Raw genomic sequence first — 18,011 nt, forward strand, 5'->3', positions numbered from 1 at the left:
GCCTATCATCTACATGTGCTTACGATTATGCAAGGGTAGGAAGATCTGGGGATGGAGAGTGAGCGGCCCGACCTGGGCGCGATGGTGATGCGGCTGGGCCGCCGCCTGATCGCGATGGAGGAGCCGATCCTCGAGCGGCACGGCGTGACGATGTGGGCCTACGTCGTGCTGACCGCGCTGCGCGACGGCCCGACCCGCACCCAGGCCGCCCTCGCGCAGAGCATCGGCGCGGACAAGACCCGGCTCATCCCGATCCTCGACGACCTGCAGAAACGCGGCCTCATCGAGCGTGAACCCGACCCGGCCGACCGCCGGGTGCGCCTGCTCGGCCTGACCGCCGACGGGCGGGCGAAGCAGCGCGCGATCCAGGCCGAGATCCGGGTGGCGGAAAACGACCTTTTGGAACAGACCGAAGATCGGGAGGCGTTCATCCGGGCCTTACGAAGCCTTTAGGGCCTCCTGCATGCCCCGGGTGGCCAGACGGTCGGCGCGCTCGTTCTCCGGGTGGCCGGCGTGGCCCTTCACCCAGTGCCACTGCACGTCGTGACGCTGGACGGCGGCCTCCAGGCGCTGCCACAGATCCACGTTCTTGACCGGCTGCCTCGCGGAGGTCTGCCAGCCGTTGGCCTTCCACTTCGGCAGCCACTTGGTGATGCCGTCGCGCACGTAGATGCTGTCGGTGTAGAGCAGCACCTGCATCGGCGCCCGGTTCAGCGCCTCGAGCGCGCTGATCGGGGCGAGCAGCTCCATGCGGTTGTTGGTGGTGGAATCCGCCGTACCGCCGCAAAGGTCTTTTTCGCGGGAACCGTAGCGAAGGACGGCGCCCCAGCCGCCGGGGCCGGGGTTGGGGGCGCACGCCCCGTCGGTGTAGATCTCCACCACGCTCATGCGTGCACCCTACCGATGGGTGACAGTGAGGTCGGCCATGCCGAGGCGGGCGGTCACCGGCCGGCACGTAAAGTGGCCGGGGCGGAAGGGGTCTGACGGGTGAGTGACGGCGCGGTCGAGGTTCGTGACGTCGTCGTGCGCTACGGCGCCACGACCGCCGTCGACGGGGTGTCGCTGACCGTGCCCCGCGGCCGGGTCCTGGCGCTGCTGGGGCACAACGGCGCCGGCAAGACGAGCCTGCTCCAGGTGTGCGAGGGCTTCCGGCCGGCCGATGGCGGCCGATGCCGGGTGCTGGGTCTCGACCCGATCGCCGACCACGACGCGCTGATGCCGCGGCTGGGCATCATGCTGCAGTCCGGCGGCGTCTACCCGTGGGCGACGGCCGGCGAGATCCTCCGGCTTTTCGCCTCCTTCTCGGCCAATCCGCTGAGCCCCGACATGCTGATGGACCGCCTCGGCCTGCGGAAGTTCGAGCGCACCCGGTTCCGCCGCCTGTCCGGCGGCGAGCAGCAGCGGCTCTCCCTCGCCATCGCCCTGGTGGGCCGGCCCGAGTTGGTCTTCCTCGACGAGCCGACGGCCGGCATGGACACCGAGGCCCGCCACACCACCTGGCAGCTGATCGAGGAACTCCGCGCCGACGGCGTCTCCGTCCTGCTCACCACGCATCTGCTCGACGAAGCCGAACGGCTCGCCGACGACGTGGTGATCATGCGAGCGGGCCGCGTCGCGGTCACCGGAACCCCCGCGGAACTCACGGCCGCGGCGGGCATCGACCTTTTGGAAGTACGCGCTGACGCCGGCCTCCAACCGCGGAGCGCGCACTTCAGCGCGGTGGAGAAGACCCCGGGTGAATACGTCATCACCGGCAATCTGGACGCGGCCGCGATCGCCGAGGCGCTGACCTGGTTCGCCACGCAGGGCGCCCAGGTGACCGCGGTCAACTCGCGCCGGCGCACGCTGGAAGACGTCTACCTGGCGCTGACCACGGAGAACAAGGCAGGTGTGCGTCGATGACCGGCACGTTCGCCCCGGCGCCGGCCCGCGCCCCGATGCGTGCCGTCCTGCGCAGCCAGATCCGGATGGAACTGATCCTGACCGCCCGCCGCGGCGAGGCCGTCGTGCTGGCCATGGGCGTGCCGCTGCTGGTCCTGCTCGGCGCCGGCCTCACTCACGTCACGACCGTGCCCGGCGACGATCGCCTCGCCTTCGTGGTGCCGGGCGTGCTCGCGCTCACCGTGATGTCGACGGCCTTCACCGGCCAGGCGATCACGACCGGTTACGAGCGGGGGTACGGCGTCCTCAAGCGACTCGGCGCGTCCCCGCTGACCCGCCCCGGCCTGCTGGTGTCGAAGACCGCCGCGGTCCTCGGCCTGATCGTGGTCCAGCTGCTGGTGCTGTCCGCGGTCGGCGTCGCGGTCGGCTGGCGCCCGCACGCCGGTCAGCTGCTGCCGGCGATCGGCGCGACCGTGCTGGCGACCGCGGCCTACACCGGGCTCGCCCTGCTGCTGGCCAGCGTGCTCAAGCCGGAGACGACCACCGGCGCGGCCACCCTGATCTACGTTCTGATGCTGGCGGCCGGCGGCATCATGTTCACCACCCCCGACGTGGCGGTCGTGCTGCCTCTGGCCGCACACGCCGAGGTGCTGCGCGCGACCCTCTCGCACGCCACCGCCGCCCCGCTGTCGGCTTGGATCAGCCTCGCGGCGTGGGCGCTCGTCTGCGTCACGGCGGCCGTGAAGAAGATGCGCTGGGAATAGTCTGTCCATCGTTCGGTGGACACCGGGTGACGGTCCTCCGGTCCTATCGGCGGACCGTGATCAACACGCACGATGGCATGCATGGACGCCATTGAAGTCAGGGGACTTCGCAAGACCTACCGCGGGCACGACGCGGTCCGGGGCATAGATCTCAGTGTCATCCGCGGTGAGGTGTTCGCGCTGCTCGGCCCGAACGGCGCCGGCAAGACGACCACCGTGGAGATCCTCGAAGGCCACCGCAAGCGCACCGGCGGCGAGGTCAGCGTGCTCGGCGAGGACCCGGGCACGGCCGGGCGCAACTGGCGGGCCCGCATCGGCGTGGTGCTGCAGGACACCGACGACGCCGCCGACCTGACCGTCACCGAGATGGTCCGGCACGTGGCCGGCTTCTATCCCGGCCCGCGCCCGGCCGCCGAGGTGATCGACCTGGTCGGGCTGACCGAGAAGAAGTCCAGCAAGATCCGGGCGCTGTCCGGTGGGCAGCGGCGCCGCGTCGACGTAGCGCTCGGCATCGTCGGCCGCCCCGAACTGCTCTTCCTCGACGAGCCCACCACCGGTTTCGACCCGGCCGCCCGCCGCCAGTTCTGGGACCTGATCCGCACGCTGGCCACCGAGGGCACCACGATCCTGCTGACCACGCACTACCTCGAAGAGGCGGAGGCGCTCGCCGACCGGCTCGCGGTCCTGTCCGACGGCGTGATCGTCGCCGAGGGCACCCCCGCCACGCTGGGCGGCCGGTCCGCAGCCGGCGCGAAGGTCAGCTGGCGGCACGGGGGCGTGCAGCACACCGAGCAGGTGGCCGACCCGACCGAGCTGATCCGCAAGCTGGTCGCCGACGAGGCCGACCTCACCACGCTCACCGTGACCCGTCCGACGCTCGAGGACACCTACCTTCAGTTGATCGGAGCGAACCGATGACCGCCGCCACCGTTGCCCTGCCCTCGAATCTGACGATCGGCCTGAGCCGGGGCCGGGTCGAACTGCTCCAATTCATGCGGGACCGGACCGCGGTGATCTTCACGTTCGCGTTCCCGGCGATGCTGCTGCTCCTGTTCGGCACGATCTTCGGGGACTCCTACGACCAGACCGGCGTCAGCGCGAGCCAGGTCTACGCGGCCAGCATGATCGCGTACGGGATTCTCTCCACCTCTTTCGTCACGATGGGCTCCGGGCTGGCCATGGACCGCGAGGACGGCACCCTGAAGCGGCTGCACGGCACGCCGATCACCGCGACCGCGTACCTGATCGGGAAGTTGGTCCTGGTCCTGGTGCTGAGCGTCGCCGAGTCGGCCACCCTGATCCTGGTCGGCGCGCTGGTCTTCGACATGCCGCTGCCGGACGCCGCGCACTGGCTGACCTTCGCGTGGCTCTTCGTGCTGTCGACGACGGCCTGCGCACTCTGTGGCGTGGCGGTCAGCGCGATCGTCAAGCATGCCCGCTCGGCCGGCGCGATCCTCAACGTGCCGCTGGTGGCGTTGCAGTTCATCTCCGGCGTGTTCATCCACCCGATCACCCAGCTGCCTTCCTGGCTGATCACGGTGGCGTCGTTCTTCCCGGTCAAGTGGATGAGCCAGGGGTTCCGCCACGTCTTCCTGCCGGACAGCATGAAGGTCTACGAAGCGGCCGGGCAGTGGGAGCTCGGGCGCACGGCCTTGGTGCTCGGCGTGTGGTGTGTGGTCGGATTGGTGCTGTGCCTGATGACCTTCCGCTGGAGCGAGCGCGACCGGTGACCGATCGTCACGAGCACAGCAGCTACCTGCGGTGGTGGGAGGCCTATTTCGCCGTGGTCGCCGTCGCGGTCGCCGGGGCCGTGGTCGTCGCCGACGATCACGCGTTCTGGCGGCGGCTCGTGGCCGCGGCGGCCGTCGCGGCGATGGTGGCGCTCTATGCGGCGGTCGGGCACCGGGCGATCGTCAAGGGCCGCGAGGACTGGCTCAACGTGGTCGTCGTCGCCGGCGAGATCGGGTTCTTCGCGGTTGCGGTGGCCGCGGCGCCCTTCGTCACCTGGATGCTGTTCGCGATCATCCCGCTGTTCTTCCAGCTCGTGGAGATGCGCGTGGCCGTCCCGGCGGTGATCGCGGTCAACCTCGTCACCCCCACGGTCAACTTCTTCGAGGAGCCACGCCTGGTCCCGATGGACCTGCTGATCTCCGCGATCTCCATCGCCACCGGCATCTGGCTCGGCTTCTGGACGACCCGGGTGATCGCGCAGAGCATGGAGCGGGCCGACCTGATCGAGGAACTCGAGAAGAGCCGGGCCGAGAATGCCCGCCTGTCCCACCAGGCCGGTGTGGCGGCCGAGCGGGCCCGGCTGGCCGGCGAGATCCACGACACCCTGGCCCAGGGTTTCACCAGCATCATCACCCTGCTCCAGGCGGCCGACCCGGCGCTGCGCGACGAACGGCTGGCCCTCGCCGTGCGCACCGCAAAGGAAAACCTGGCCGAGTCGCGGGCCCTGGTGGCTGCCTTGACTCCGGCCGCGTTGGCCGAGGGCTCACTGCCCGATTCGGTACGCCGTCAAGCCGCTCGATTCACCGAAGAGACCGGCACCCCGGCGACCGTGCGCGTCACCGGTTCGGAGCGTGCGCTGCCGACCGCCGTCGAGGTGGTGCTGCTGCGGGCCGCCCAGGAGGCGCTCACCAACGTCCGCCGGCACGCCGCCGCGCAGGAAGCCGCCGTGCTCCTCGCCTATGCTCCCTCCTCGGTGCGGCTGGTCGTGCGCGACGACGGCCGCGGTTTCGACCCGGCCGCCGCCGACGGTTTCGGCCTGAACGGCATGCGCGCCCGCGCGTGCCAGGTCGAGGGCGCCCTGACCGTCCACAGCGACCCGGCCATGGGCACGACGATCGAGCTGGAGGTGCCGGCGTGACAGCCCGCGCCGCGCGGCGTCCCGCTCGCCCCGCGCCGCGCTCGCACCCCCCGGCGTCTCGCCCGCCTCGCGTGGCGTCCCGCACGCATTACCGGCAACAGCTCGAAGGAGAGCGCAGCGTGACGATTCGGATCGTGCTGGTGGACGACCATCCCGTGGTGCGGCTCGGGCTGCGCGGGATGCTCGACGCCGAACCGGACCTCACCGTCGTCGGCGAAGCCGGCTCCGGCGACGCCGGTGTCGAGCTCGCCGCGGCCGAGCGGCCCGACATCGTGCTCATGGACCTGCGCATGCCCGGCGGCGACGGCGTCTCCGCCACCGAGCGGATCCTCGCCACCGTTCCCGGCGTCCGGGTGATGGTGCTGACCACCTATGAGTCCGATCGCGACATCCTGCGCGCGATCGAGGCCGGGGCCAGCGGTTATCTGCTCAAGGACGCATCTCCTTCCGAACTGGCGAACGCCGTGCGCGCGGCCGCGCGCGGTGAGACCGTGCTGGCGCCGAGCGTGGCCTCCACCCTGGTGCGTCAGGTGCGGCAGCCGGCGCCGCCCGCGTTGTCGGCGCGGGAGGCCGAGGTGCTGCGCCTGGTCGCGCAGGGCCACACCAACGCCGACATCGGCAAGCAGCTCTTCATCGCCGAGGCCACGGTAAAGACGCACCTCCTGCGCGTCTTCAACAAGCTCGACGTCGCCGACCGCACCGCCGCGGTAACCACCGCAATGCGACACGGCCTGCTCTGACGCCAGCCGCGCCGCCCAGTCGCGCCGCCCAGTCGCGCCGCCCAGTCGCGCCGCCCAGCCGCGCCGCCCAGCCGCGCCGCCCAGCCTGGCCAGGCGGCTTGGCCGCATGGTGGTTAGCGCTCGGCGAAGCGCTGGACGAAGGCCAGCGACGTGTTGGCGACCTCGAGCCAGCCGCTGTCGATGGTCAGGGAGTGGCCGCGGCCGGGAATCTCGGCGAACTCGGTGATGCCGGTGTTCTTCTGCTGGATCTTGTAGTTGAACTCGGTGATCGCCGGCGGGACGGTGTGGTCCTTCTCGCCCGAGATGAGCAGCATCGGGCCCCGCTGCGGGTTGTCGTGGTCGACCTTGGTCTCGGACCACGGGTTGAAGTTGGCCACCGCGGCCTGGAACAGCGGCGCGCCCGGAGCCGGGACGGCGAACTCCTCATACAGCTTCTGTGCCTCGCCCTCGTCGACCGCATTGGCGAACGCGTAGCGGAACTGCTCGTAGGTCAGCGGGATCGCCTTGTGGTAGTTCGTCGGGTTGGACAGCACCGGCGACGCCGCGCGCAGCGCCGAGATCGGCAGTGGCAGCACGCCCTGGAACGGGGCCGCGTCGATCGCCACGGTCACATTGGACAGACCGCGACCCGCCAGGATCTGCGCGAGCAGACCGCCGAACGAGTGGCCAACCACGGCCGGCTGCTTGTCGAGCTTGCCGATGATCTCGTCGTAGTGGTCGGCGACCTGGCCGACCGTCTTGCCGGCGAACACCTCGGGGTGCTCCTTGGCCTCGGCGACCGTCTCCGGGTCGTCGGGCCAGCCGGGGGTGATCGGCGCGTAGCCCGCCGCCTTGAACACCTCGGCCCACCTGTCCCAGCTGCTCGGCAGCAGCCACAGGCCGTGGATGAAGACCACCGGGGTGAGCCCGGTCGCGTTGACTGCGGCGATCTCGTCAAGGGTGTGCTGCGGAATCTCGGACATCGGCGCGGCTCCTTAGTTCTGGCTTCGAGATTCAACCTAGAGAGTCGGGCCCCCGGGTCGGTAGGACCCAGGTATTAACTTTGGGCTTCACAGGAAGTGCGAAGGATCCGCACAGGTCTGGGCGAGAACCGGCGCGCACGCTTTGTTGAGCCATCAACGAAGGGGGAGCGTGCAGATGAAACGGGAAACCGGACTGCGGCGAACGTCGTTGCTCACCGGCGCACTGATCGCGGCCAGCCTGGCCGGCGCGGCCGGGATCGGCGTGGCCGCCTACGCGTCCGACAACACCTCGACCACCACGAGCACCACCACTTCCGACGCCGATTCCAGCAGCTCATCGTCGAGCAGCAGCACCAGCGACGACTACCCCACCCTCTCCGGGAACAGCGACAGCAGCAGCAGTAGCAGCAGCGGTGGCCAGGCCACCTCGGGAGGGTCGTGACATGCCGCTCGTGGAGACATTGCCGGTCGGCGCGGACACCGCGCAGTGGGGCGTCTGGGGCACCGTCGCCCGGATCGTGGTCACCGACCCGGCCCGGCTCGACGCCGCCGCCAACCTCGTCCGGGCCGAACTGGCCGCCGTCGACGCGGCCTGCAGCCGGTTCCGGGACGACTCCGAACTGCGTTATGCCTGCCGGGCCGGCGGCCACCCGGTCACGGTCAGCCCGTTACTCGCTCACCTGGTCGCGTCGGCCCTCGACGCGGCCCGGGAGACCGGCGGCGCCGTCGACCCGACCGTCGGCGGCGCGCTGTGCGGGCTCGGTTACGACCGGGACTTCGCCCTGCTCACCGGCAAGGAGGTGGCACCGGCCGTGCGGGTCTTCCCGACCCCGGACTGGCGGTCGGTGAAGCTCTCGGTGCGGGAACTGACCGTGCCCGACGGGGTGCTGCTCGACCTGGGCGCCACGGCCAAGGCGGTGGCGGCCGACCGGGCCGCCGCGCAGGTCGCCGCCGAGCTCGGCATCGGCGTGCTGGTCGCGCTGGGCGGCGACATCGCCACCGCCGGGATCGCGCCGGCCGGTGGCTGGCAGATCCTGGTCCAGGACCGGCCGGGCGATCCGGCCGACGTGATCCATCTGCCGGCCGGAGCGGCCCTGGCCACCTCGAGCACGGCCGGCCGCACCTGGGGCCGACCCGGCGAACAGCTGCACCACATCATCGACCCGTCGACCGGGCGGCCCGCGGCGCCGGTGTGGCGGACCGTGTCGGTGGCCGCCTACAGCTGCCTGCACGCCAACACCCTGAGCACGGCCGCGATCGTACGGGGCCACGCCGCCCCGGACCTGCTCGGCCGCGCGCCGAGCCGTCTCGTCACGCCGGACCTGGACGTCTTGCGGTTGGGATGGCCGTCATGACCGCCTGCACCGAGCGGCACTCAGCCGGAGTTGCGGACGGCCTCGCAGGCGAGGGCCAGAAGGGCATGACAAAGGAGGTTCCGTCATGACCGCCTGCACCGAGCGGCACTCAGCCGGAGTTGCGGACGGCCTCGCAGGCGAGGGCCAGAAGGGCATGACAAAGGAGGCCCAGCCGTCATGAGCGACGCGCTCTGGTACTTCGCTCGCGGCAGCGGGGTCGTCTCGCTCGTGCTGCTCACCGTGGTGGTGGCGCTCGGCATCGGCTCGCGTTCGGGCAAACCCGCGTTCGGCCTGCCCCGGTTCGCGGTCAGCCTGCTGCACCGCAACGCGGCCCTGCTCTCGGTCGTGTTCGTGGCCGGCCATGTGATCAGCCTGCTGTTCGACCCGTACGCGCAGCTTCGGCTCTTTGACTTCGTTCTGCCGTTCGTCGGCAACTACCGGCCGTTCTGGCAGGGGCTCGGCACCCTCGGCTTCGACCTGCTCGTCGCGATCATCGTGACCAGCCTGCTGCGGCAGCGCCTCGGCGCCCGCGCCTGGCGGGCCGTGCACTGGCTCGCCTACCTGTGCTGGCCGATCGCGCTCGCCCACGGGCTCGGCACCGGCTCGGACAACGGCACCTGGTGGCTGTGGGCCATCTCGATCGCCTGCACGCTCGTGGTGGTCGCCGCCCTGGCCTGGCGGATCTCGCCGAACTTCAGCCGGTTCCCGGCGCGGGCCGACCGGCAGGTATCCGCACGGCTGCGGCCGGACAAGCAGTTGGAGGAGGTCCGATGACCAGCGTGGCGCAAGCACCGGCCGGCCGGGTGGAACGGCGGCTGCTCGACGGGGAGGCGGGGCTCAGCGGGGAGGCGGGGATCAGCGGGGAGGCGGGGCTCAACGGGGAGGCGGGGCTCAACGGGGAGGCGGGGCTCGACGCCCACCTGGCCCGGCACGGTCGGCTGCCGATCCTGGACGGCAGCCAGATCATCGGGATGGCCCGGGACTCCGGTCTCACCGGCCGCGGCGGCGCCGGTTTCCCGGTGTGGCGCAAGCTCACCGCGGTCACGCCCGGCGGCGTGGTGATCGCCAACGGGGCCGAGGGCGAACCGGCCAGCGGCAAGGATCGCGCGCTCCTGACGTACCAGCCGAACCTCGTACTCGATGGGTTGCAGTTGGCCCTGGCCGCAACGAAAGCTCGCGCCGCCCGTCTCTATGCGCCGAAGGCGGCGCTCGCGCCGCTGAAAGCGCTGCTGGCCACCCGCCAGGCAGCCGGGCTCGACCGGATCAAAGTCGAGCTGCACGCCGCCCCCGACGCGTTCGTCGCCGGCGAGGAATCGGCCGTGGTGTCGGCGATCAATGGGAGCGGGGCGGTGCCGACCGACAAGCGGGTCCGGATCGTCGAAGCCGGATTTCTCGTGCAGAACGTGGAGACGCTCGCGCACCTCGCGCTGATCGCCCGCTACGGCGCCGGCTGGTTCCTGACCGCCGGCACACCCGATGAACCGGGCACGTTCCTGGCCACGGTCAGTGGCGCGGTGCGGCGGCCCGGCGTGGTCGAGGCCGGTTACGGCGTGCCGCTCGGCGATCTGATCGCGGCGGCCGGCGGCGCGACGATGGATCTGCAGGCCGTCCTGATCGGCGGCTACCACGGCGGATGGGCGCCGGCCGACCCGGCGCTGCCGGTGAGCCGGCGGGCGCTGGAGCCCTACGGAGCGTCGCCCGGTGCCGGGGTGGTGGTTGCGCTGCCGCGCAACGCCTGCGGTCTGGGTGAGACGGCGCGCATCGCCGGATACCTCGCCGACCAGGTGGCCGGCCAGTGTGGACCCTGCGTCAACGGCCTGCCCCGGATGGCCGGCACTCTCGCCGATCTGGCCGCGCGGCGCCCGCATCCGGGGCTGGCGACCGAAGTGGAACGACTGGCCCGGATGGTCACCGGGCGGGGTGCCTGCCGGCATCCGGACGGCACCGCCCGGCTGGTTCTCAGCGCGATGCGGGCCTTCGAGGCGGACGTGGTGGCGCACCTGCACGGACGCTGCCTGGCGACGGAGGGACTGCGATGAACCGGCTGCACATCGACTGGACGGCCTGCGACGGGCGCGGTGTCTGCACCGAGCTGCTCGAAGAGGTGCTGACCGAGGACGACTGGGGGTTCCCGGTGATCCGGGACGGGCAGGGCGCGATTCCGCCGGCCCTGGAGGGCGCGGCCCGGCAGGCCGTGGACCGCTGCCCGATGCTGGCGTTACGGCTGGTTCAAAAGTAGAAAGGGGGGCCACCCGGCCCCCCTTCCGATGACCGCAATTACCGCAGGCCCAGGGCCCGCTTCATGGTGAAGAAGAGGTCGGTCTGGTTGGTCACGCCGAGCACGTTGGCCGCCTGCGGGCCGCTGGCGGCGATCCGCACCTCGGTGCCGGTGTGCTGCTGCGAGCCGGTGATCTCCGCCGTGGCGTACGAGATCGTCATGTTGGCGTTGTCGTGCGTGATCAGCGTGGCCGTGTAACCGAGCGTGGTGGTCTCCACGATCTGGCTGGTGTGGCCGTGGTCGGCGGTGACGACCACCAGGGTGTCCGGGTGCGACTTCTGGTAGTCGAGAGCCTTCTTGATCGCGGCGTCGAACGCCACCGTCTCACCGATCTGGCCGCACGGGTTGGCGGCGTGGTCCTGCTTGTCGATCGAGGCGCCCTCCACCTGCAGGAAGAAGCCCTTCTTGCCGTGTCGGGTCTGCTTGTCCAGCACGTCCAGCGCCTTCGTGGTCATGTCGACCAGGTGCGGCTGCGTCGCCGTACGCGCGGAATTGGTTGCGCATTTTGCCGGGGTGGTGCCGGTCTTGGTCGGGGTCGGGCCGACCCACTCCACATCCATGTTGTTCTTGGCGAACGCGCCCAGGATCGGCTTGTTCGGGCTGGCCGCGGCGAGGCCGGCCGCGTCGGTGACGATCTGGTAGCCGTTGACCTGCGCCTGCTGCGTGACGGTCAGGCCCTGGTACTTTCCGGCCTTCACGGTCTGGTCGAAGTACTGCTTGCCGCCGCCCAGCAGGACATCCGGCTTCGTCTGCACCAGCTGCTCGGCGATCGAGCCCGCGCCGCCGTTGAGCTTGTCGTTGACGACGCACTCGGCCATCGCGTCCGGGCCCTTGCAGTTGCGGCTGATCACGTGCGAGCCGAGCACGGCCGGGGTGGCGTCCTGCAGTTCGGCGGTGGAGACGTCGCCGGTCTTGTAGCCTGCGGCCTTCGCCAGCTCCAGGATCGTCGGGACCGGCTTCTCGTTCGGCAGCACCGAGATCGCGCCGTTGTAGGACTTGTGCCCGGTGGCCCAGCCGGTGCCGGAGGCGGCCGAGTCGGTCACGTACTCAGGCAGCGCCGGGTTCGCCTTCTGCACCGCGTAGGTGGTGTATGCGCCGGTCAGCGGCAGTTTGTCCATGGCCAGCCGGCCGTTCGCGCCGACCTCGTAGTTGCGGGCGATGGTGATCTCGCTGTCGCCCATGCCGTCACCGATCAACAGGATGACGTTACGGGCCTGGCCACCCTTGATGGCCTGCTTGGCGGCCTGGGTGCGGTCCTGGTGCGCGTCAGAGGCCAGCGCGCCGGTCGGCACCGCGACCAGCGCGGTGGCGGCGACGGCCATGGCCACGCGTCCACGAACATTCATTGATGCGCACTCCAATATGTGTGAATGGGTGGTCACGTGCACGTCATCAGCTGTGAGTTGCCTGTGGGTGGACGCCGGTTGACGTGTCGGCGAACACGAGCGTGCGGCTTTTAAGATCGGCCGATGGCTCGGGTGCTGCGACTGCTGACGGCCGCGATGATCGGCGTGGTCGCGCTGGTCGGCGCGGTCCGGCTGGTTGCACCGCCGGACACCCCTGCTTCGGTACGGCGTCAGCTGACGTTCCTGCGATCCGCGCTGGAGGATGGCGCGGCCGAGAAGGCGCAGGGTCAGTTCCCGGAGGGCTATTTCTTTCTGTACGCCCTCTACGGCCTGACCGAAGTGGATCTCGGTGGCCTGGATGCCGCACGCTGGGCCCTGAGCCGGCTCGAATCGGATGCCGGGCGCGAGCCGTTCGATCCCGGGCTCGTCCCCGCCTACGGCGTCTTCTACCGCGGCTGGGTCAACTGGCTGCGTGGCAAGATTCTCGCCCGCCAGCCTGGTGATGCGGTCGAGACCGCCAAGTTCGAACGCGACTCCGCCGAACTGGCCGCGGCCTTCGATGCCTCGCCGACCCCGTTCCTGGCCGCCTACCCCGGTCAGGCCTGGCCGGTCGACTCCACCGTCGCGGTCGCCTCGCTCGCCTTGCACGACCGGCTGCTGACGCCTCGCTTCGGCGCGACCGTGTCACGGTGGCTGACCGGGGTGCGCGCCGACCTCGACCCGGCGACCGGGCTCATCCCGCACACGGCCGACGTCGGCACCGGCGCGCCCACCTCCGGGCCGCGCGGCACCTCGCAGAGCATGATCCACCGCTTCCTCGGTGAGATCGATCCGGACTTCGCCCGCCGGCAGTACCTCCGCTTCCGCGACCTGTTCCTGGTCACGCCGCTGGGGCTGGGGCCGGCGGTGCGGGAGTACCCGCGCGGGACCGACGGGCCGGCCGATGCCGACTCCGGGCCGCTGCCGCTCGGGATCAGCCTGTCGGCGACCGTGGTGACGGTCGGCGCGGCCAAGGTGCAGGGCGACGAGTCCGTCGCCGACGGGCTGGCCAACTTCGGCGAGGTGCTGGGCGTGCCGGCGGACACCTGGCACACGCGGCGCTACGCGCTCGGCCTGGTTCCGATCGGGGACGCGTTCCTGGCCTGGTCGAAGACCGCTCAGCCGTCGCCTTCGGCGGCGCCCCCGCGCGAGATCTCCCGGTGGTGGCGGCTGCCGTTGCTCACCTTCTTCCTACTGATGGGTACGGGGCCTTGGCTGGCTCGCGCCGTATCAGGTTGCCGCGGTCGAAAAACGCGTTCCGGATTTAATCCGATTTCTGGGGACTAGATTACGGACCGGCGCGCGTGGTTCTCCGCACGCCAGACATGTCACCTGGTGGCCGGTCAAGCGACGTACATCGTCGTCTTCGGTCGATTTGCACGGAAAAACGCATTCCGCCGGTAACGGGGCAATAGCCCGGTTAGATTACGGATGGCGCAGCATCCGGCCGGATCTTCACATTCGGTCCGCGCTGCCCCGCCGGTTCAACCGGCGCCCCGAGCCGCCCCTCAGGTGCGGTACCCGAACAGGCAAACCCGCGGCAACGCGGGGACGCAAAGCTAGGGGCCTCCCCGACGGAGGTAGCCCAGCCGCCGAAGGAGAAAGAAAAAACATGCGCTATCAAGAAGCCCATGCGGCCAAGAGCGGCTCGGTTCCGTTCACGCTGCGTGGCAAGAAGCTGAGCCGGACGGTCCTGGCGACCGCCGTGGCCGGCGCAATCGGCCTCGTGCCGGCAGTGATGGTCCCGTCACCGGCGTTCGCCGTGGTGGCCGGCGACCTCACGATCACGCCCAACACGCCGAGTGAGGGGTCGCCCCTCACCTTCAGCGTGACTTCCTCTACGGTGGCCGCCCCGACGGGCGTCACGTGGAGCACGAGCGATGGCACGGCCAAGGCGGGCTCGGACTACAACGCCGTGACCGGGCAGACGATCACGTGGGGTGGCGCGACCACAGCGTGGACGGCGACGCTCAGTGTCACGACGCTGAATGACAACCTCTACGAGGGCCCCGAGACCGTCAACCTCAACATCTATGACACTGCCACCAGCACCACCACGGCAGTGAAGACGTCGGTAGGCACCATCACCGATCTTCAGACCGCACCGACGGTGAACATCACGCCGGCTGCGGCTCCGGAAGGCAACAGCGGGTGGCACGCGCAGACCTACTCGGTGAATCTGTCGCCCGGCATGCAGGCCGCTACGTCGTTGCGCTGGACCGCGGCAGTCGGCGCCGGCACGGCGACCGACGGCACGGACTTCAAGGGCGCTACCGGCACCCTCGACTTCGCCTCCGGTGAGACGTCGAAGACGTTCACCGTCGACGTCAACGGTGACACCTCCTACGAAGGAGATGAGACCTTCGAGATCGCGCTCGACCATTTCTACCTGGCAGGCACGACGAATGCCAGCGCCGTAGTAGCTCCGGGAGGGCCGTTCACCGAGACCATCACGGATGACGATGCGAAGCCGACCTACACCATCTCGGACATCAAGATGGATGAGGGCGACGGGCCGATGGCCGCACTGGTCGAGGTGAAGCTCTCGAACCCGACCAAGTCGACCGCGACCTTCACCGTCAGCTCTACTGACATCACTGCGGACTCGGGTCAGTTCGTCGTGACGAACGCGCCTTCGGGCGTCGGCACGAACGACTACGGTCTGGCGCTGACCACGGCCACCGTGGCGGCCGGCAAGGACACCGGCTACGGCTTCATCCTGATCAACGGCGACTCGATCTTCGAGCCGGACGAGACCGCGACCCTCTCGGTCGTGCCGAACGCCGGCACGATCGCGGCCAGCATCCTGGGCAGCCAGGCGGCGGTCAATAGCAAGCTCACGCTGGTGAACGACGACAAGGCGCCGCAGCTCGAGGTGGACAACGCCACGGTCGACCAGGGCGGCTCCGTCGCTCTGACCGGCACCACCACCGGCATCTCGCAGTCGGACACGCCGTTCAACCTGAGCTTCATGGGCGGCGGCGACCACCCGGCTTCGACCAGCGACTTCATGCCGCCGGCGAACATGTCGCCGATCGTTCCGGCTGGCACCGCCAGCGGTTCGAAGGTGCAGCTGGGCACGCTGACCGCGTCGAAGCCGAGCCACCCGCAGTCCGACAAGACCGTCATCGTTTCCGGCACCGGTTTCGGTGGGGCGACGGTCAAGGAAGGCTGGGTCACCATCAAGGGCAACGCGCCCGCGGTGGAGCTCACCCTCAAGGCTCCGACCTGGAGCACGGGTGGCGTAGACGTTCCGCTCTCCGGCACGGCTGAGGCCGGCGCCACGGTGGACCTCTGGGCCGCTCCGATCTCGGCGAGCGAGCCGGATCTGATGAAGGTCGCCAGCACCAAGGCGGACAAGGACGGCGAGTTCTGGTTCAAGCGGACCATCATGCAGGGCTACCGCTTCAAGGTTGCCTCGGGTGGAGACACCTCGGACGAGAAGTGGGTCCGCGTCACCCAGATGCCGGTGTTCTCGGCGGTCTCCAGCGCCAAGGGCATGGTCACCTTCACCGTCCAGGGCACGCCGAAGGGCGTCGGCCAGGTCGTCATCGTCCAGAAGTGGGTCGGTGGCAAGTGGGTCAACACCTGGAAGGGCGTTACCGCGAGCAACGGCCAGTTCAAGTGGAGCGGCAAGAACGCTTCCGGTGCGCTGACGGTCCGGGCGTTCGTCCAGGGCTACACGCCGAACGGCATCGCGGGCGGCTACTCCGCTCAGAAGAAGATCACCGTTAAGTAAGTGATCTAGCAACACCTGACCCGACGAAGACGGGGGCGGCCATTCGGCCGCCCCCGTCGCCTTTTGCCAAGAAATCAGTCGACCTCGGCCACGGCCTGGGCGAACTGGGCCGAGTAGAGCCGGGCGTACGCCCCACCGGCCTCGATCAGGCCGTCGTGGGTGCCCTGCTCGACGATGCTGCCCTGCTCCATCACCAGGATCACGTCGGCGTCGCGGATGGTGGACAGCCGGTGCGCGATGACGAAGCTGGTGCGGCCGCTGCGCAGGGTGTTCATCGCCTTCTGGATCAGCACCTCGGTGCGGGTGTCGACCGAGCTGGTGGCCTCGTCGAGGATCAGGATGCTCGGCTCGGCCAGGAACGCGCGGGCGATGGTGATCAGCTGCTTCTGCCCGGCGCTGACGTTCGAGCCTTCCTCGTCGATGATCGTGTCGTAGCCGTCCGGCAGCATCTTGACGAACGCGTCGACGTGCGCCGCCTCGGCCGCCCGCTTGACCGATTCCATGTCGAACGAGTCCGCGCCGTACGCAATGTTCTCCGCGATCGTGCCGCCGAAGAGCCAGGTGTCCTGCAGCACCATGCCCATGTGTTCGCGCAGTTCTTCGCGCGGCATCGCCGCGATGTCGGTTCCGTCCATCGTGATCCGGCCGGAGTCCACGTCGTAGAAGCGCATGAGCAGGTTGACCAGGGTGGTCTTGCCGGCGCCGGTGGGTCCGACGATGGCGACGGTCTGGCCGGGTTCGACCGACAGGGACAGGTCGTCGATGAGCGGCTTGTCCGGCAGGTAGCGGAACGACACGTCCTCGAACGCGATCCGGCCCTGCACCCGGTCGAGGCCGGCCACGGGCGGCTCGGGGCTCTGTTCCTTCGCGTCGAGCAGGTGGAACACCCGCTCGGCCGAGGCGACGCCGGACTGCACCAGGTTGGCCATCGACGCGACCTGGGTGAGTGGCTGGCTGAACTGGCGCGAGTACTGGATGAACGCCTGCACGTCACCGAGTGACAGCGAGCCGCTGGCCACCCGAAGGCCGCCGACGACCGCGACCAGCACGTAGTTCAGGTTGCCGATGAACATCATGGCCGGCTGGATCAGGCCGGAGATGAACTGGGCCCGGAAGCTGGACGCGAACAGCTTCTCGTTGTGCTGGTCGAAGGTCTCCTGCGCCTCGTCCTGCCGGCCGAACACCTTGACCAGCGAGTGGCCGGTGAACATCTCCTCGATGTGGCCGTTGAGCTGGCCGGTGGTCTTCCACTGGGACACGAAGTTGGGCTGGGCCCGCTTGCCGATCTGGGTGGTGATCAGGATCGAGACCGGCACCGTGACCAGCGCGATCAGGGCGAGGAGCCAGGAGATCCAGAACATGAAGGCGAGTACGCCGATGATCATCAGCAGTGAGTTGAGCAGCTGGGCGAACGTCTGCTGCAGGGTCTGCGCGATGTTGTCGGTGTCGTTGGTAGCCCGGCTGAGCACCTCGCCGCGCGGCTGCTGGTCGAAATAGGACAGTGGCAGCCGGGACAGCTTGGCCTCGACGTCCCGCCGCAGCCGGGACACGCTGCTCTGCACGATGGTCGCGATGAGCCGGCCCTGCAGCACGCCGAGCATCCACCCGACGAGGTAGACCACCACGACCCAGGCCAGCAGGTGCGCCAGCCGGGTGAAGTCGATGCCCTGCCCGGGGGTGAAGTCGACCGCGGAGAGCAGGTCGGCCTGGGTGTTGTTGCCGGCGGCGCGCATGGCGGCGACGGCTTCGGCTTTGCTCGTCCCGGGCTGGAACAGCTTGCCGATCACGCCGGAGAAGATGATGTCGGTGGCCTTGCCGAGCAGCTTGGGCCCCCACACCGTCAGGCCGACGCTGCCGATGCCGAACAGGAGCGCGGCGGTGAGCAGCGCCCGCTGTGGTTTGAGCAGCTTGAGCAGTCGCAGCGTGGAGCCACGGAAGTCCTCGAGCTTCTCGGTGGACTTGCCCCCAGCCATCATCATCCGAGCGGCCGGCGGCCCGCCTACGGGCGGCCCTGGCCTCCGAGTGGGCGCGGTCATAC

General features: G+C 69.8%; 18 protein-coding genes and 1 riboswitch. Of the genes, 14 read left to right on the forward strand and 4 right to left on the reverse strand.

All coding sequences use genetic code 11. The features are described 5' to 3' along the window. The first annotated feature begins 51 nt into the window (after positions 1-51). On the forward strand, positions 52-453 hold the full coding sequence (locus AB0E90_RS33290) for a MarR family transcriptional regulator (RefSeq protein WP_360414874.1): 402 nt from the start codon (positions 52-54) through the stop codon (positions 451-453). Here the strand turns inward: AB0E90_RS33290 and rnhA are convergent. After that, a complete protein-coding gene (gene rnhA, locus AB0E90_RS33295) occupies positions 439-888 on the reverse strand; it encodes a ribonuclease HI (RefSeq protein WP_360414876.1) in 450 nt (149 codons plus the stop codon). The genes AB0E90_RS33290 and rnhA overlap by 15 nt on opposite strands. A 99-nt stretch (positions 889-987) precedes the next feature. Between rnhA and AB0E90_RS33300 the strand changes: the two genes are divergently transcribed. The 6 genes from AB0E90_RS33300 to AB0E90_RS33325 all read left to right on the forward strand — a co-directional run bounded on the left by AB0E90_RS33300 (position 988) and on the right by AB0E90_RS33325 (position 6,254). Then, positions 988-1,902, forward strand: a complete 915-nt coding sequence (locus tag AB0E90_RS33300; RefSeq protein WP_360414878.1) for an ABC transporter ATP-binding protein — start codon at positions 988-990, stop codon at positions 1,900-1,902. Continuing rightward, positions 1,899-2,645, forward strand: coding sequence for an ABC transporter permease (locus AB0E90_RS33305; RefSeq protein ID WP_360414880.1), 747 nt, complete (start codon positions 1,899-1,901; stop codon positions 2,643-2,645). Before AB0E90_RS33300 ends, AB0E90_RS33305 begins: the two co-directional genes overlap by 4 nt. Before the next feature lie 81 nt (positions 2,646-2,726). After that, a complete protein-coding gene (locus tag AB0E90_RS33310) occupies positions 2,727-3,563 on the forward strand; it encodes an ABC transporter ATP-binding protein (RefSeq protein ID WP_360414882.1) in 837 nt (278 codons plus the stop codon). Then, the gene (locus AB0E90_RS33315) at positions 3,560-4,375 is read left to right on the forward strand and encodes an ABC transporter permease (protein ID WP_360414884.1); all 816 of its coding nucleotides are present in this window, start codon (positions 3,560-3,562) and stop codon (positions 4,373-4,375) included. Before AB0E90_RS33310 ends, AB0E90_RS33315 begins: the two co-directional genes overlap by 4 nt. Then, the gene (locus tag AB0E90_RS33320) at positions 4,372-5,514 is read left to right on the forward strand and encodes a sensor histidine kinase (RefSeq protein WP_360414886.1); all 1,143 of its coding nucleotides are present in this window, start codon (positions 4,372-4,374) and stop codon (positions 5,512-5,514) included. Before AB0E90_RS33315 ends, AB0E90_RS33320 begins: the two co-directional genes overlap by 4 nt. 119 nt (positions 5,515-5,633) lie before the next feature. After that, positions 5,634-6,254: a response regulator transcription factor gene (locus AB0E90_RS33325; protein WP_360414888.1), complete on the forward strand. Its 621-nt coding sequence runs from the start codon at positions 5,634-5,636 to the stop codon at positions 6,252-6,254. A gap of 113 nt (positions 6,255-6,367) precedes the next feature. Here AB0E90_RS33325 and AB0E90_RS33330 read toward each other — a convergent pair whose 3' ends face one another. Next, positions 6,368-7,216: an alpha/beta hydrolase gene (locus AB0E90_RS33330; RefSeq protein ID WP_360414890.1), complete on the reverse strand. Its 849-nt coding sequence runs from the start codon at positions 7,214-7,216 to the stop codon at positions 6,368-6,370. 175 nt (positions 7,217-7,391) lie between these two features. Between AB0E90_RS33330 and AB0E90_RS33335 the strand changes: the two genes are divergently transcribed. The 5 genes from AB0E90_RS33335 (at position 7,392) to AB0E90_RS33355 (ending at position 10,810) form a co-directional block, all read left to right on the forward strand. Further along, on the forward strand, positions 7,392-7,658 hold the full coding sequence (locus tag AB0E90_RS33335) for a hypothetical protein (protein WP_360414892.1): 267 nt from the start codon (positions 7,392-7,394) through the stop codon (positions 7,656-7,658). A gap of 1 nt (position 7,659) precedes the next feature. Then, positions 7,660-8,571, forward strand: a complete 912-nt coding sequence (locus AB0E90_RS33340) for an FAD:protein FMN transferase (RefSeq protein WP_360414894.1) — start codon at positions 7,660-7,662, stop codon at positions 8,569-8,571. A 177-nt stretch (positions 8,572-8,748) separates the two neighbouring features. Then, positions 8,749-9,345, forward strand: coding sequence for a ferric reductase-like transmembrane domain-containing protein (locus AB0E90_RS33345; RefSeq protein WP_360414896.1), 597 nt, complete (start codon positions 8,749-8,751; stop codon positions 9,343-9,345). Next, positions 9,342-10,610: an NADH-ubiquinone oxidoreductase-F iron-sulfur binding region domain-containing protein gene (locus AB0E90_RS33350; protein ID WP_360414898.1), complete on the forward strand. Its 1,269-nt coding sequence runs from the start codon at positions 9,342-9,344 to the stop codon at positions 10,608-10,610. Before AB0E90_RS33345 ends, AB0E90_RS33350 begins: the two co-directional genes overlap by 4 nt. Next, on the forward strand, positions 10,607-10,810 hold the full coding sequence (locus tag AB0E90_RS33355; RefSeq protein ID WP_360414900.1) for a ferredoxin: 204 nt from the start codon (positions 10,607-10,609) through the stop codon (positions 10,808-10,810). The genes AB0E90_RS33350 and AB0E90_RS33355 overlap by 4 nt, the downstream gene beginning before the upstream one ends. 38 nt (positions 10,811-10,848) lie before the next feature. Here the strand turns inward: AB0E90_RS33355 and phoA are convergent, their stop codons facing one another. Beyond that, positions 10,849-12,195, reverse strand: a complete 1,347-nt coding sequence (gene phoA / locus AB0E90_RS33360; RefSeq protein ID WP_360414902.1) for an alkaline phosphatase — start codon at positions 12,193-12,195, stop codon at positions 10,849-10,851. A 123-nt stretch (positions 12,196-12,318) separates the two neighbouring features. On the opposite strand from phoA, the gene AB0E90_RS33365 reads away from it, so the two are divergent. Continuing rightward, positions 12,319-13,521, forward strand: a complete 1,203-nt coding sequence (locus tag AB0E90_RS33365) for a hypothetical protein (protein WP_360414904.1) — start codon at positions 12,319-12,321, stop codon at positions 13,519-13,521. 231 nt (positions 13,522-13,752) lie between these two features. Next, positions 13,753-13,831, forward strand: a riboswitch (cyclic di-GMP riboswitch). Positions 13,832-13,846: 15 nt separating this feature from the next. Beyond that, positions 13,847-15,973 (forward strand): Calx-beta domain-containing protein, encoded by a 2,127-nt coding sequence (locus tag AB0E90_RS33370; protein ID WP_360414906.1) that lies wholly within the window; start codon positions 13,847-13,849, stop codon positions 15,971-15,973. A 74-nt stretch (positions 15,974-16,047) separates the two neighbouring features. Here the strand turns inward: AB0E90_RS33370 and AB0E90_RS33375 are convergent, their stop codons facing one another. Beyond that, the gene (locus tag AB0E90_RS33375; protein ID WP_360414908.1) at positions 16,048-17,952 is read right to left on the reverse strand and encodes an ABC transporter ATP-binding protein; all 1,905 of its coding nucleotides are present in this window, start codon (positions 17,950-17,952) and stop codon (positions 16,048-16,050) included. Positions 17,953-18,011: the final 59 nt, after the last annotated feature.

The sequence above is a fragment of the Actinoplanes sp. NPDC026619 genome (assembly GCF_040638295.1).
In the GTDB taxonomy this organism is placed as follows: domain Bacteria; phylum Actinomycetota; class Actinomycetes; order Mycobacteriales; family Micromonosporaceae; genus Actinoplanes.

What these genes read in the sequence shown, in the direction of transcription:
- AB0E90_RS33290 (WP_360414874.1), top strand. Translation starts at nt 52, where the DNA reads ATGGAGAGTGAGCGGCCCGACCTGGGCGCGATGGTGATGCGGCTGGGC.
- rnhA (WP_360414876.1), bottom strand. Translation starts at nt 888, where the DNA reads ATGAGCGTGGTGGAGATCTACACCGACGGGGCGTGCGCCCCCAACCCC.
- AB0E90_RS33305 (WP_360414880.1), top strand. Translation starts at nt 1,899, where the DNA reads ATGACCGGCACGTTCGCCCCGGCGCCGGCCCGCGCCCCGATGCGTGCC.
- AB0E90_RS33310 (WP_360414882.1), top strand. Translation starts at nt 2,727, where the DNA reads ATGGACGCCATTGAAGTCAGGGGACTTCGCAAGACCTACCGCGGGCAC.
- AB0E90_RS33315 (WP_360414884.1), top strand. Translation starts at nt 3,560, where the DNA reads ATGACCGCCGCCACCGTTGCCCTGCCCTCGAATCTGACGATCGGCCTG.
- AB0E90_RS33330 (WP_360414890.1), bottom strand. Translation starts at nt 7,216, where the DNA reads ATGTCCGAGATTCCGCAGCACACCCTTGACGAGATCGCCGCAGTCAAC.
- AB0E90_RS33335 (WP_360414892.1), top strand. Translation starts at nt 7,392, where the DNA reads ATGAAACGGGAAACCGGACTGCGGCGAACGTCGTTGCTCACCGGCGCA.
- AB0E90_RS33340 (WP_360414894.1), top strand. Translation starts at nt 7,660, where the DNA reads ATGCCGCTCGTGGAGACATTGCCGGTCGGCGCGGACACCGCGCAGTGG.
- AB0E90_RS33345 (WP_360414896.1), top strand. Translation starts at nt 8,749, where the DNA reads ATGAGCGACGCGCTCTGGTACTTCGCTCGCGGCAGCGGGGTCGTCTCG.
- AB0E90_RS33350 (WP_360414898.1), top strand. Translation starts at nt 9,342, where the DNA reads ATGACCAGCGTGGCGCAAGCACCGGCCGGCCGGGTGGAACGGCGGCTG.
- AB0E90_RS33355 (WP_360414900.1), top strand. Translation starts at nt 10,607, where the DNA reads ATGAACCGGCTGCACATCGACTGGACGGCCTGCGACGGGCGCGGTGTC.
- phoA (WP_360414902.1), bottom strand. Translation starts at nt 12,195, where the DNA reads ATGAATGTTCGTGGACGCGTGGCCATGGCCGTCGCCGCCACCGCGCTG.
- AB0E90_RS33365 (WP_360414904.1), top strand. Translation starts at nt 12,319, where the DNA reads ATGGCTCGGGTGCTGCGACTGCTGACGGCCGCGATGATCGGCGTGGTC.
- AB0E90_RS33370 (WP_360414906.1), top strand. Translation starts at nt 13,847, where the DNA reads ATGCGCTATCAAGAAGCCCATGCGGCCAAGAGCGGCTCGGTTCCGTTC.
- AB0E90_RS33375 (WP_360414908.1), bottom strand. Translation starts at nt 17,952, where the DNA reads ATGATGATGGCTGGGGGCAAGTCCACCGAGAAGCTCGAGGACTTCCGT.